General features: G+C 46.5%; 14 protein-coding genes. 6 read left to right on the top strand and 8 right to left on the bottom strand.

The features are described 5' to 3' along the window. Positions 1–3 precede the first annotated feature (3 nt). The 3 genes from KNQ13_RS08610 to KNQ13_RS08600 are packed head-to-tail and all read right to left on the bottom strand — an operon-like array spanning position 4 to position 1,784. A complete protein-coding gene (locus tag KNQ13_RS08610; RefSeq protein ID WP_014971636.1) occupies positions 4–579 on the bottom strand; it encodes a ferric reductase-like transmembrane domain-containing protein in 576 nt (191 codons plus the stop codon). Next, entirely contained in the window at positions 567–1,457 is an 891-nt protein-coding gene (locus tag KNQ13_RS08605) for an FAD:protein FMN transferase (RefSeq protein WP_014971637.1), read from the bottom strand. The genes KNQ13_RS08610 and KNQ13_RS08605 overlap by 13 nt, the downstream gene beginning before the upstream one ends. Before the next feature lie 12 nt (positions 1,458–1,469). Further along, on the bottom strand, positions 1,470–1,784 hold the full coding sequence (locus KNQ13_RS08600) for a hypothetical protein (protein ID WP_014971638.1): 315 nt from the start codon (positions 1,782–1,784) through the stop codon (positions 1,470–1,472). 112 nt (positions 1,785–1,896) lie between these two features. On the opposite strand from KNQ13_RS08600, the gene KNQ13_RS08595 reads away from it, so the two are divergent. From KNQ13_RS08595 to KNQ13_RS08585, 3 genes are all read left to right on the top strand, one after another. Continuing rightward, positions 1,897–2,574 carry a response regulator transcription factor gene (locus tag KNQ13_RS08595; protein WP_026830425.1) on the top strand — a complete coding sequence of 226 codons (678 nt, stop codon included), beginning with the start codon at positions 1,897–1,899 and terminating at the stop codon, positions 2,572–2,574. Then, a complete protein-coding gene (locus KNQ13_RS08590) occupies positions 2,567–3,739 on the top strand; it encodes a sensor histidine kinase (RefSeq protein ID WP_026830426.1) in 1,173 nt (390 codons plus the stop codon). The genes KNQ13_RS08595 and KNQ13_RS08590 overlap by 8 nt, the downstream gene beginning before the upstream one ends. Positions 3,740–3,815: 76 nt before the next feature. Further along, positions 3,816–4,229, top strand: a complete 414-nt coding sequence (locus KNQ13_RS08585) for a DUF2231 domain-containing protein (protein ID WP_014971641.1) — start codon at positions 3,816–3,818, stop codon at positions 4,227–4,229. Positions 4,230–4,280: 51 nt separating this feature from the next. On the opposite strand, the gene KNQ13_RS08580 is transcribed toward KNQ13_RS08585, so the two are convergent. The 5 genes from KNQ13_RS08580 to KNQ13_RS08560 all read right to left on the bottom strand — a co-directional run bounded on the left by KNQ13_RS08580 (position 4,281) and on the right by KNQ13_RS08560 (position 9,939). Then, a complete protein-coding gene (locus KNQ13_RS08580; RefSeq protein ID WP_026830427.1) occupies positions 4,281–5,513 on the bottom strand; it encodes a DEAD/DEAH box helicase in 1,233 nt (410 codons plus the stop codon). Between the two features lie 102 nt (positions 5,514–5,615). Continuing rightward, complete coding sequence (locus KNQ13_RS08575; protein ID WP_014971643.1) at positions 5,616–5,915, bottom strand: DUF3817 domain-containing protein; 300 nt, start codon at positions 5,913–5,915, stop codon at positions 5,616–5,618. A 77-nt stretch (positions 5,916–5,992) separates the two neighbouring features. Then, positions 5,993–6,958 carry a ring-cleaving dioxygenase gene (locus KNQ13_RS08570; protein ID WP_026830428.1) on the bottom strand — a complete coding sequence of 322 codons (966 nt, stop codon included), beginning with the start codon at positions 6,956–6,958 and terminating at the stop codon, positions 5,993–5,995. Between the two features lie 127 nt (positions 6,959–7,085). Then, complete coding sequence (locus tag KNQ13_RS08565) at positions 7,086–7,286, bottom strand: cold-shock protein (RefSeq protein WP_012371797.1); 201 nt, start codon at positions 7,284–7,286, stop codon at positions 7,086–7,088. A gap of 268 nt (positions 7,287–7,554) precedes the next feature. Further along, positions 7,555–9,939, bottom strand: a complete 2,385-nt coding sequence (locus KNQ13_RS08560) for an immune inhibitor A domain-containing protein (protein ID WP_026830429.1) — start codon at positions 9,937–9,939, stop codon at positions 7,555–7,557. 278 nt (positions 9,940–10,217) lie between these two features. Between KNQ13_RS08560 and KNQ13_RS08555 the strand changes: the two genes are divergently transcribed. From KNQ13_RS08555 to KNQ13_RS08545, 3 genes are all read left to right on the top strand, one after another. Then, a complete protein-coding gene (locus tag KNQ13_RS08555; RefSeq protein ID WP_014971646.1) occupies positions 10,218–11,711 on the top strand; it encodes an HD domain-containing phosphohydrolase in 1,494 nt (497 codons plus the stop codon). A gap of 21 nt (positions 11,712–11,732) precedes the next feature. Beyond that, complete coding sequence (locus KNQ13_RS08550; protein ID WP_014971647.1) at positions 11,733–12,164, top strand: GyrI-like domain-containing protein; 432 nt, start codon at positions 11,733–11,735, stop codon at positions 12,162–12,164. Between the two features lie 178 nt (positions 12,165–12,342). After that, the gene (locus KNQ13_RS08545) at positions 12,343–13,878 is read left to right on the top strand and encodes a M4 family metallopeptidase (protein ID WP_026830430.1); all 1,536 of its coding nucleotides are present in this window, start codon (positions 12,343–12,345) and stop codon (positions 13,876–13,878) included. Positions 13,879–14,029: the final 151 nt, after the last annotated feature.

Below are 14,029 nucleotides of genomic sequence, written 5' to 3'. Positions count from 1 at the left end.
TCCTCATTCTGCCCGTGAGGATGCTTGTTTTTGGGGTGTCTTTACTTTTGGGCGCAGCTGCATCCGGTACAAAATGAAGGTGAACAAGGTGAGTGTCGAACACGCATACCAAACGGTCGTGAAGAGCGTCCCCGTATCCGTTCCGATGAAGATGCCGTGGAGTGTCATCAAGCCCCATGCCGGTAAAACTAACCAGTGTGTTAATTTCCATAACGTTTTTCCTAATGTTTCTTTCAGGAAATCAGAAGTGACCAAGACAAAACCAAACAGGTAGAGACTGATGGTTCCGAAGGCGTTCCAAAGTGGTTCATATGAGGCCTTGCCTGGGATCAAGATCTCAAGAAGCGTCAACGGTGCGTACGTATCGACGACGATTAACGTCGCGTGTAGCACAATCGCCAGCAATCCAGCCCAGCCGCTGTAGAGGTGAACGTTGTGGAGGCGTGCCTTCTGTTTTTTGAGCTGTGGGAAAGAGCCCAACAATCCGGCCAAAACGGATAATGTCAGAAAAAAATGACCGGTCAGTCCACTTAAGCGGATCATCGTCCATGTCGAAAATAACCACTTCATCCAGTCCATATTGATTGTCCTCCCTTCTCTTCTGCTACCATTTTTCCTGAGTCATCCATCAACAAGAGTCGTCCGTTTGGAAACCATTTAAATAATTTGTCTTGCCGCTCTGTCTCGGTCATTTGAAAAGCGAGCTTCGTCATGACTTCTGCCTCATAGAGTTGTGGTGCTGACGCCGTGATCTGAACGTACCGTGTTTCAATCGGTCGTCCCGTCTTTCCACTCAGCAGATGATGGTTCGTCCGCTCGCCTACTTTCCACGAACGGTAAATCCGGTTCGATGTCGCGACTGCTCCTTGCCGTAGCCGAACTTCTGCGATGGCCTGTTCTGTCTGCGGGTCCGTGATGGCGATTTTCCAAGGATGCGCATCAGACCAGACGATGACGTCTCCTCCTGCTTCAATCAAACCACGTGTATGACTTTTTCGAAGACGTTGTGCAACAATCATCGCTGCTGCGCCCTTTCCGATTCCGCCTAAATCAATCGAACCACCACCGACTCGTGTCACTTCGCATCCTTCTACCAGAAACGGGCTGATGTCAGGCGGGACCGTTCCTTCGATTTCGGTCGCAGCGTGGAAGGGAAACGATCGATCATACCCATTGGCATATTGTTGTTCCAGTAGGAAGGGCGAAAAGTAATGTTCCGTCTGCTCAAAATAACGAATCGCACGTTGTAATAAGCGCGCCAGTGGTAAGGACACCGTCAACGATTGACCAATCAACAGTCGGTTCAACCGGCTGATCTCACTTGCCGGATCAAAGCGGGACCACTGACGATCGACATATTGAAAAAAGTGATGGATGGCTTGCCACTCCTTATCTAAAATCGGTTGATCGGTGACGAAACGAATGATATTGTGCATCGAGTACAATTGACGATCCATATAGTTCACCTCCTATTTCGAATGACTGGATTGTCCATCACTTCCACCACTCGGCTGGTCAAATCCGGATGTGTCATTGCTTTGCCATGCTTCATCCTCATCTTCCGCTTCGTAATATCCATCCTCATCCTCCGATTCTCCCCACTCATCGTCATCGCCTTGAGAGGGTTGAGTCGGAATCGTCGTCTCATCGGAATACGAATCGCCGGTCTTCACCGGATTCGTTGGTTGGTCACCCGAAGCGACACTCAACTGTCCGATTGCAAGACCTAAAAAGATACTACTGCTTAACCCAACAATCCATTTTGCAACTGGTTTTGGTTTCACCTTTTTCCTCTCCTCTCGTTTCCTGTTATCTTTACTGTAACGATAAAAACTGACAACTAGCTGATACCAACTATGGGATAATAAGAAAAAATACAGAACGGGAGGAATCAAGATGCGGATTTTGATTGCAGAAGACGATGAGCGTCTCGCTAAAATGTTACGCCTCCATCTCGAACGTGCCGGTTATCAAGTCGATGTCGCACACGACGGAATCCAGGCGCTCGAACAATGCCAGACGTTTCGATATGACTTACTTGTCCTCGATTGGATGATGCCGTACAAAAGTGGCATCGAAGTCGCAACCGAGTTACGTGGAGAACGCTTTGAAGGCGGGATCCTCATGCTGACGGCACGCGATACGGAAATTGATTTGGTCCATGGTCTTGACAGCGGTGCCGATGACTACCTCGTTAAACCGTTTCAGGCAAACGAACTTTTGGCCAGACTCCGGGCACTGAGCCGCCGTCAAAAAAAAGCATTTGTCTCGCTTGTTTCCTATCAGGGACTTGAACTCGATATTACGACACAAACGATTGCGTATGCCGAGCACCCCCTTGACTTGACGCGACGTGAGTTCGAATTTTTATCGTTGCTCCTCCGTCGTCCGGAACAAGTCATGGGACGTGAATTGATCATCGAGGTCGTCTGGGGAATCGGGGCTGACATTACCGATAATGCCCTCGATGCACTCGTCCGACTTGTGCGAAAAAAATTAGAGGCTGTTGGTGCCCCCTCGCTGATCAAAACGGTCCGTGGTTTTGGTTACCGCCTTGGTGGTCCCCATGCTTGAGACGATTCGAAAACGTCTGACGTTATTGTTCAGTGGCACGTTTTTGCTGTTGCTGATCTTGATCTTATTAGGTGTTTATTTCACGACGGCTCGCCTGCTGGATCAGACCGAGTTGAATCAATTAAAATCGGTTTCCGACCGGGAACTGTTTGAACGAATCGAACATGGCGAAGATCGGTTGATTCGTGATCCCATCTTTTTTCAAATTCTTGATTCCGACGGCACAGAACGATATGCACGCCTCCCGGATGATCTCTCTAAAAAAACAATTGACCGCTTCGTTTCTTCTGACACGGAAACACAAAAGCTCGAACTAGAAGATCGACATTTTTTGCTGTATCAACGCAACACGGATGAAAACGGTTTGATTGTCTTGATGAAGGATATCTCCGCGACAGAAGATACGCTGCAACGTTTAATCGCGATGCTTTTTGGTATTACGGTTCTTTCTACACTCGTTCTGATGGGCATCAGTTATGTCTTGGCCGGCCGTTCGGTTCTACCGGTCCAGCAGGCGTTTGATCGACAACGACGGTTTACGTCGGATGCCTCGCATGAATTACGCACACCGTTGACGATTTTATACAGCGGAATTGAGTTGCTTGAAACAGAACCACTGAGCACGGAAGGGAAAACGATTTTATCGGATTTAAAAGCAGAAACGGCATCGATGCAATACTTAGTTTCCGACTTGCTGCTTCTTGCCCGGGAAGGTCACCCGGGTCCGATGTCATCACTTGATTTGAGTACACTCGTTACACAAACCACTGACCGGTTCCGTCATACAGTAGTCGGTCGTACACTCCACCTTGACGTCGCTCCAGGCCTATTAGTAAAGGGGGATTCGAACCAGTTGATCCGTCTGTTGACCATCTTTTTGGAAAATGCGGTCGCTTATAGTGATGCCGATATTGAGGTGACGCTACAACAAACGCCATCCGATGTCCGGTTGATGATTGCCGATCAAGGAATCGGGATTCCCCCAGAAAATCAGGATAAGGTGTTTGAACGGTTTTTCCGTGGAGACCATGCGCGACACGGATCAGGTACGGGTCTCGGTCTTGCGATTGCCCGTTCCATTGCTGAAGCGCACGGAGCCACGATTCTCTTGGAGTCGACCCTGCACCAAGGAACTCGTTTTACGATTCTTTTTCCAACTCCTTGATTGTCCGTCAGCTAACTGTCAGATAGCTCAGGTAAAGTAACAGTATGTTCTTAATACTTACCGAGGAGGTCTTTTTATGTTAGCCGGTGTACCGCTTCATCCATTACTTGTACATGCGCCAATCGCTCTTTTATTATTTGCAACGATTCTGTTGGTATTCAGTCTGAAATGGGTACAAGCTAAACTGTTTGCCTTGATTACTTTATTTGCCGGTCTCCTGTCCGGCGTCGCTGCTTATTTATCTGGCGACGGAGCAGAAGAATATGCAGAAGCCAACCTCAGCAGTGCGACGCATACGGCCATCGCGAATCATGAAAATTTCGCATTGTTCAGCCTCATTGCCTTTGGAGCCGCTTTTGTTCTCCTGTTGCTCGGCTACCGCTCCAACAAAAAAACAATGCTCATGCTGAGTTTGCTCATAGCGGTCGTCGGAAGCGGCTTGCTTGCCTATACGGGTCATCTCGGTGGACAGATGGTCTATGCCAAATAAAAAAATGCCCTCTCATCCATGAAGCTTGTGGATAAGAGGGCATTTCTCGTCTTATTTACGGTGCGTACGTCCCGGGCGACGATTAGTCGAACGGCGTGTATTACCACGACCTTCAGCCGGTTCTTTCGTCCCTTTGCTTTGGTCATGCTGCGCACGAATCATCTCGTCTGATAATTCGACGACGATTGGTGTCACGTCGACACCAAGTTCCCGTTCCATATCACGGAAGGTCCGTCCGTCTTTTGGTGTGACGATCGAAATGGCGACACCATCGTTGCCGGCGCGTCCTGTCCGACCAATCCGGTGGACATAACTTTCCGCGTCGTCCGGTAGATCATAGTTGAAGACATGCGTGACTCCCGTTACATCCAGACCACGTGAGGCGACATCGGTCGCAATCAAGAACGGTGTTTTGCCTTGATAGAACTTTGCCATCGCTTTTTCACGTTTACCTTGTGTCAATCCACCATGTAATTCATCCGTCGGATATCCTTGCATCTGTAATTCTTCGTTCAACTTGCTGACCCGGCGTTGTGTCCGGCAGAAGATGATCGCCGCATAGGGACGCATCTCGTCAAGCATCGTCCGAAGCGTCGCCTGTTTCCGGCGATCCGTCGTCTCGACGACAAATTGTTCGATTGCATCGACGGTTACTTTTTCTGATTCGACTTGGACTTCAATCGGATCACGGAGATACGTTTTCGCCAGCTGTTCGACTTTTGGTGGCATCGTCGCCGATAACATGACGAACTGACGATCAACCGGTGCTGATGCGATGATATCTTCGATTTCCGGTAAAAATCCGATTTGGAGCATCTGATCGGCTTCATCCAAGACAAGCGTCTTCAAGTCACTCAAATCAAGTGTCCCCCGGCCGACGTGATCCAAGATTCGTCCAGGTGTCCCGATGATGATTTGTGGCATCCGGCCGAGACGTTGGATTTGTTTAAAGACATCTTGCCCACCATATACGGCAAGGGCACGTACGTCTTCCATGTTCCGGATCAACTTGTGTGTCTCATCCGCAATCTGGCGTGCGAGTTCTCGTGTCGGTGCGACGATCAAGGCTTGGACGGTTTTGTTGTCTAAATCGATTTGTTCGAGAATCGGTAACAAGAAGGCAAGTGTCTTTCCTGTACCGGTCTGTGCTTTTCCTATTAAATCACGTCCCGCCAGTAAATGCGGAATAGCTTGTTCCTGAATCGGTGTTGGTTGCTTGATACCTTGTTTTTGTAATTTTTTAACCCATAGTTCTTGAATGTGTAACGCTTCAAATGTTGACATAGTATCCTCCTAAAAATTATCCACAGAAAAAAGCTGTGGATAACCTGCTTCGAATAGACAAAAACAGTTATCCACAGCCGTGCTTTTACTAGTATACACAATTTACGCGTTCGTTGCTTCCTGTTTTAACTTTCGATCGAGTACAAACGTACCAAACGGAATGAACGATGCGATAAAAGCAATTCCAGCCTTTAGGAATGACCAACGGTACTTAAACTTAACGACGGCGAGCCATAACGCATACATGACGAACAATACACCATGCATCGCACCGACGACTGAAACAGCTTCAGGAATGCCTGCCATATACTTCAACGGCATCGCAATCAACAACAGGATTAAAAATGAAATCCCCTCTAATACAGCAATCAATCGAAATTGACCTAACGTAGTTCCTAACATCCCGTCACTCCTTTTTCCTCTTTACTGTCTTTAGTATACGGGACGTTACTCGGTCTGTGAGCGGTGTCACAGGATTGTCAGATTTCGAGTGGGCGGAGTCGCGCTTCGATTTCTTGACGCTTTGGTTCGAGGAACGGTGGAAGAGCCAGTGTCTCACCCAGCATCTCGACCGATTCGTCCGTTGCGAATCCTGGTGTATCCGTCGATAACTCAAATAAGATATGGTTCGGTTCCCGGAAATAGAGCGCTTGGAAATAATGACGATCGACTTTTCCAGAGTTCGGCAGACGATACTGATTCAGTCGTTCCACCCACAAATCATATTCTTCACTGTTCGGAACACGGAACGCGACATGATGGACTCCGCCCCGTCCGAGTCGTTCCCGGTCAAGGTCCGGTCGCGCTTCGAGATGGACTTCCGCTCCGATTCCGCCTTGACCCGTCGAATAGACTTCGATTTCTGCAAAATCACCGGTAAGTGAAGGATAACTTCCGATTTTTTTAAAGCCAAGCACTTCTGTCAAGACGAGTGCTGTTGGTGCTGGATCATTGACTGTCAACGTCACGGCACCTAATCCGACGATGGCATGTTCTACTGGAATCTCATCGTGTTTCCAAGGCACACCGCCCGCTACGCCTTCTTCACCGTCTTCTGCGACGAGAATCAACCGGGTTCCTTCCTGATCGCGGAACGCCAGCGTCTGTCGACCTGCCCGTTCGATGATGCCATCATGATCGATACCTTGTTGTTCAAAACGTTCTGCCCAAAATGTGAGCGATGCCGTCGTTTTGACACGGAGGGAGGTTGAAGAGATACTCGATGCACCCGGAACACCCGTCCCTAGATGTGGGATATCAAAAAACGTCAGGTCCGTTCCCGGATTCCCTTCTGCATCGCCGTAAAAGAGATGATATGACGTCGTATCATCCTGATTGACCGTTTTTTTAATAAGACGCATCCCTAATACTTGTGTATAAAATTGATAATTCCGCTCTGCCATTCCTGTTAAAATCGACACATGATGAATACCAAGTAATTCCATAGTTGCCACGTCCTTTTCTTGATTTGTAGTTTGTATCGTCAGTATAACGCACAAATATCTTGAATTCAAGATATTAAATCATTAAAAAAAATCGCCCTTCCGAAAAAGGACGATTGAATAGTTAAGATTAAAGTTTTACGACGTTAGCAGCTTGTGCTCCACGTGCGCCTTCAGTGATTTCGAATTCAACTTCTTGACCTTCGTCAAGTGATTTGAACCCTTCACCAGTGATTGCTGAGAAATGTACGAATACGTCTTCTCCGCCTTCAACTTCGATGAAACCGAAACCTTTTTCTGCGTTAAACCATTTTACTTTACCTGTGTTCATGGGAACAACCTCCAAAAATAAATTACTTAATACATATGCAAGGCATATGAAAGAAATTCATTATTGTCCCGAAATACATGGAGCGACGAAAAGATTGTTCGTGACGCGATGTGAATCAGTAGTGACAATAACAATATTAAGCTACCGTTAGTATAAAATGATTGCGCTTTAAAAGTCAAGTTGTCTGACCAGTTTTTTCCCAATTCATACCACTTCACACACAAAAAAAATAAGCAGATTCGGAGCACTCCGAATCTGCTTATTTTACTTAACGATGGATCCAGACCGCTCCAGCAGAGTTATCTTTCGCTTCACCGATGACTTGAATTTGAAGACCGTTTTTCGGGAGCAGTTTTCCTGCATCCGGGATCAACTGATTGATGTACGATTTTGAATCATTAAACGTCGTGACACCAGCAAGTCCTTTGTAGTCATACAGACCACGTGTCGGAGAATCGATGACCCAAGCCGGTGCTTTATCATAGCTGAAAGCAGCATCCGCGATTTGGTAACGTGTGCTTCCTGCAACGACCGGTTGTCCTTTGAGCGTTCCAACGATTGCTTCAGGGTGCGAATCGACGACACCGAGGAATCCTTCACCCGGGTGAACACCAACCCAGTTATCCGTAAAGCTGTTATCAGCATACCAGACGACAAGACCTGTGTTGTATTTGACACCACGTGCATGCTCAAGTGCTTTATCTGAGCCTGCATAGTTCCGCCATTCGAGGTAGTAGGCGTTATCTGCATAGCTGAAACCATCCGAAGCGACAAAACCGTCTAATTTAAACTTCGGTGTGCCTTCTGCATCGTCTTCAAAGACGACTTTTCCGTCGACTGTCAATTTTGCGTTATCAAGCGCAAAACCGTCAAGGGCAAGACCGGCATCCCCTGTGTAGTCAAACGTCAATGTGACTTTTTTGCCGGCAAATTCACTGAGGTCGTATGATTTGTCGACCCATGCACCTTTTGAAGATTCGGCACGTTGATCGCCATCCGTATCTTCGTCACCAATCACATCGATAACTTTTGATACGCCGTCAGCTGTTGCCGTGACTTTCAAGAAGTCATAGTCAAATTCGACATCGAAGTAGGCTTTGTAATCAAATTTCGCAGCTTTTGCTGCCGTCAAATCGAATTCAGGTGATGTCATGGACGTATGGAGATCGTTCCCTTTTGTGCTGTAATAATATTTTTTACCGAATGCCGGTGCAATCCCTTTGACCGGTTTTTTCGGCAAGTTCACTTTGATGATGCCTGGATTTTTAGATTTCGTGACACTTTGATCCAGGTATGAAGCCGTTCCTGCTTTTGAGAGCGAATCAAAATCGACGTTTTGAATGTTCGCCCAGTTTCCGCCCATCACATTTTGGAAGAACTCCTTGTTTTGTGGTGAGAAACTGGTTGGTTCTGTTCCGGCAATGTTTCCGTTCCAGCTACCACCACTCATGATCGACCATGAGGCAACCGGCTCGCCTTGACCTGTGTACTGTGTATCGTACTCATCTGGAAGCCCAAGATCATGACCGAATTCGTGTGCGAAGACTCCGACTGCTCCATCTTCTGGTTGAACTGTGTAGTCATAGGCTGCCATCTTGCCGCCCCAGTTCGTCGAGTTTGAAGTCGTGTTCGCAACCGGATAAACACCATCGAGTGTCCAGCGGTGTGACCAAATTGCGTCGTCACCGAGCGTACCACCACCGGCTTCCTGTCCCGTACCCGCATGGATGATCATCAAGTGATCGACAAGGCCATCCGGTTCGTTCAATTCACCGTCTCCATCGAGATCGTATAGATCAAATTTGTCGTAGTCTGCTAAATTGATTCCTGATTTGACCGCTGCATTCAATGAATCCTTGACGAGACCCCGTGGTCCTTTTGCTCCCGGAAGGTTATCGTTACCACCTTTAGGATTATCTGAACCATAGTCTTTTGCCGTCCCTGGAACCGTCAACCAGTTCGAGACGGTACCATCAACAGAGTAGCTACCACCAGACTGTTCTTCATAGTATTGTTTGAACGTCTTGACCTTGTCGCCATTAAATAGTTCAAATTCTTTATCACCAAACATTAAGTCTTGATAATGTTTTTGGTTGAAATCCTTTGAATACATGTAGCCTTCTTCTTGGACGACGTTGTTATGCTTGAAGTCATTGTACTCAACGAGTAGAACGAGTACTTCATCTGTCCGAGTAGAGCCATTATAAGTCGCTTGTTTGGCTTTATCGACTTTGACAAACCCATCTTTTTTCCCTTTTTTGTAATTGTTATGATTTTTAGCGAGCTGTTTTGCGAGCTGCTCTTTTTGTTTCGTCAAGAAGTCTTTTGTTTTTTGATCAAATTTCGCTTCTTTTTCCGACTCATGATCATGATCTGCTTCCGGTTTCCCGTTTGCCTTTTTATCAAGATATTTTTGAACCGCCTTTTGTTTTTCAGCTGCAGATGCTGCTTTTGAGACGACCCCACGTTTTTCCAATACTTTCAATAAACGTTCCTGATCAACCGTATTTAAATCCATCGGTGCGCCGGCTACTGATTTTTCAGCAGCTTCAACAGATTTTACCTTCCCACCAGGTAAAACTGGACCAACGGCAAAAGCGGCTGCCGTAATTCCGGACAAGACGGCTAAGCTAAGCTGTTTCTTTTTTCCCACGTGAACTGACCCCCTATGTAGTAGTGAAAAGCATGACTGAGATAACTTTTCTGAATATTCAAATCATATGTTGTTTTAGTTGGTTAATCAATTACTTTTTGAACAATTAGTACTTTGTAACTATACCTATTTTTGGAATTTAGTTCATTTATACGGAAATTTGCCGATAATGTTAATAAACGTTCATTCATCCTTGCCCTTATTTCTAAAATAAAGAAGATTGCATCCTGCTACCGCGATACGCTAAAAACATCACTTATCCCTAAAGGAGGAACCTTATGACACCGCTACAAAAATTCGAACGACAACTGCTAAAGAACTATCTGATCGGCTCATTCGTCGCCGTGTTTGGTGTCGGTTGTCTGTTCATTTTTGAAACACTGACATTTGATATACGGGAGCGCGTAATTTTGCTGGCCATCATGACCCTCTCCGTCATTTTGATGTTCAGCTTCGAATATACGGTCTATCGAAAACATATGCGTCCGCTGTATCACGTCTTTCAGACATCCGTCCCCAGTCAGGAACAACTGTCTGCTGCGTTTCGGACGACGCATCGTTTTCCATTATTGACGATCAAGCGGATTCTCGGTCCTCACTTTTTGGGCTTATCGATTCCTTCATCGGTATTAACGGCTCTTTCGATTTACTTCGGTTGGCTCGATATGCCGTATTACTTAATCGGGCTTGCTTGTTTCGGCGCGATACTCGTTGCGATTTTGCATGCCTTGATTGAATTTTTCCTGACGTATCGTGTGACGGAAGCAATGTTAGCCGAGTTAACGACTCAAACCAAGGCACGTGGTTATGGTGAGCTTATCTTGACCAAAAAAGACTTCGTCAGTCTCCGTCAAAAAATGTTGATCAGCACACTCATCATTGGTGTTTTTCCAATTTTATTGTTCGTTCTCGCCTCTGCTGTCCAGTTGACGGAAAATGAGAGTTTACGGTCCTATTGGAGTTGGTCGACCCTGATCTTGATCGTCATTCTATGTCTTGCGACATTTTGCAGCCTGCTTCTATATGAAAATATCCAAAAACCGATATTGGCTTTACAGGAAGGTGTTTCACAAATCGAGTCCGGACGATTGAATACGATCGCCAATCCTTTTTCTGACGAGTTCTCTCAACTGATCGGCGGATTTAACTTGATGGTTGAAGGGATTCAAGGACGCGATCAAGAAAACGAGCAGCTGCTCGATAGTCTGTTCACCTTGTTTGCCGCCACACTCGATGCACGTGATCCTTATACGGCCGGGCATTCTCTTCGTGTATCCGAATATTCGGTTGAAATCGCCCGTGCTGCTGGTTTACCCGACGAGCAGATCGAGCTGTTACGTAAATCAGCACTCTTGCACGATATCGGGAAAATTGGGATTCGGGATGATGTGTTGTTGAAGGAAGGACGATTGACCGAGGAAGAATTCGACAAAATCAAACAACATCCCGTCATCGGTGTCCACATTTTATCGCAAGTTCATCTCCCGATGAAGTTACAACCGATTCTTCCTGGGGTAAAGTATCACCATGAACGCTACGATGGAAAAGGATACCCAGAAGGATTAGCCGGTGAAGCGATTCCCGTCTTCGGACGCATCATGGCAATTGCCGATGCGTATGATGCCATGACATCCGATCGTCCCTACCGTACAGGAATGCCTGTCGAACGCGCACTGGCCATCTTAGAAGAAGGTAGTGGGACGCAGTGGGACGCTTCCTTTACCCAACTGTTTCTGGACTTGAAAAGACGTTCCATCACCACAGCCTCTTGATTTTCACGAAAGGAGTTTCTCATGCATCCAAAAATTGTGGATCGTCACGAACTATATGTCATCGGTCTTGGTCTGACTTGCGAAGAAAATGAATTGCATACATTGATGCCGGAACTATGGCGTGAGTTCTCCCGTCGCTCACATGAAATTCCTGCTGAGCCGGGTAGTTATCCGCTCGATGTATCACTTGGTCAACGTGGAACGACACACACACAATGTATTGGACTCCCTGTCGCTTCACTCGACCGTGTGCCAAAAGGGATGAAAGGACACCATGTTCCGTCGGCCCGTTATGTGTTTTGGAAACATGAAGGTCCTGATATTGAGATTTGGAAGTCGTTTGAAAAGATTCAACGGTTTGCTCAAAAACAAGGAATCACACTCGATCCTCTTGATTTCAAGATCGACGAGACACGTGACAAGACACATCATCTCTATCAAAGAATTCTCTAAAACCGCTGTCTGAAGCGGTTTTTTTGATGTCATCTTCCATGTTTTTCTGTCACTTAACTATTCAGTGCAGGTATTAAGTACTATATTCAGAAAATTCTAATTAATACGAACGGCTTATTCTCGCTTTTCCTTTTCTTTGGCATAGTTAGACTCAACCCAAACAAGGAGGCGATTTATTTTGAAAAAGTTTCTCGCTACATCGCTTGTCGCAAGTGTACTTGTCGTTCCTACAGTCGTCGGAGCAGAAGGTCTTCAATCTGGTAAGCTGACGAAAGCTTCATCAGAACCCGCTGCATCGATCGTTAAAAAGTACGTCAACAAAAAAGGTGATTTCTCTGTCCAAGATGTCCAAAAAGATGGATCTTCTAACATCGTACGTCTCCAACAAGAAGTGGATGGCGTCCCGGTCTTCGGTAGTGTCGTCGTCGGTAACGTTGCGAAAGACGGTACATTAAAAGCAGTCGTCAACGACGCCGTTGACGTCAAAGGGAAACCAGGTCTTGCTAAAAAAGCTACCATCTCTGAAAAGAAAGCACTCAAACTATACAAAAAAGCAATCAAGGCAACTGAATTCGAAGTGGCTCCAAAAGCTGAACTCGTCATCTATCCTGTAAAAAATGACGCAGTCTATGCTTACAAAGTCACATCAACTGTCCTCGCCGGCAAAGAGCCGTCACGCTGGACGTACTTCATCGATGCGAATTCAGGAAAAGTACTTAATAAATACGATCAACTTGTGCATGCAAAACCTGTTAACACTGTCACAGGAACAACTTCAGTAGGTACAGGTACGACAGTTCTTGGAACAAGCGCGACATTCAATACAGTGAAGAGCGGTTCTTATTACTATCTTCAAGATTCGACACGTGGTAAAGGCATCTACACGTACGATGCGAAAAATCGGACCTCACTTCCAGGTACACTCTGGTCTGATGTTGATAACGTCTTCAATGCGACGTATGACCGCGCTGCTGTCAGTGCACAAGTTAACGCTGTTAAAACATATGATTTCTATAAGAACACATATGGCCGGAACAGTTATGACAACGCAGGTGCTGCACTCAACTCTACCGTCCACTACTCAACAAGCTACAACAACGCATTCTGGGATGGAACGAAGATGGTTTACGGTGATGGAGACGGAACAACATTCGTCGCTCTCTCTGGTGCACTTGACGTCGTTGCGCACGAATTGACACACGCTGTCACAGAATACACAGCTGGTCTCGTCTATCAAAATGAATCTGGGGCGATCAACGAAGCGGTTTCCGATATCATGGGTACGGTTGCCGAGTACTCTGTCGGATCAAACTTCGACTGGCTCGTTGGTGAAGACATCTATACACCAGGTGTCAGCGGTGACGCACTCCGTTCAATGTCGAACCCGGCAGCTTACGGTGATCCAGACCACTACTCAAAACGCTACACAGGAACGCAAGATAACGGTGGTGTCCACACCAACTCTGGTATCGTCAACAAATCAGCGTACCTCCTTGCAAACGGCGGCACATTCTACAATGTATCCGTTACAGGAATCGGTGTACCGAAACTTGGTGCGATCTACTACCGTGCGCTTAACGTCTACTTGACTCCGAACTCGAACTTCAGCTCACTTCGTGCGGCAGTCATTCAGTCAGCAAAAGATCTTTACGGTTCAACAAGTGCAGAAGCAACAGCAGCAGCAAAATCATTTGATGCAGTTGGCGTCTACTAAGAAAACTTCCTCCCAAGGATTTTTGACCTCTCGAGTCGATAGCTCGGGAGGTTTTTTTGTAAGACGGTTTGTCAAATTAAGTGCAACACTTCTTCCGTGAAGACCTCGTATGCAGTTTTCCAGTTGAGACATTTTCGCGGTCTCCCATTGA

The sequence above is a fragment of the Exiguobacterium sp. s128 genome (assembly GCF_018618815.1).
Classification (GTDB): Bacteria; Bacillota; Bacilli; order Exiguobacteriales; family Exiguobacteriaceae; genus Exiguobacterium_A; species Exiguobacterium_A antarcticum.
This window is presented reverse-complemented; position numbering and strand designations above follow the sequence as displayed.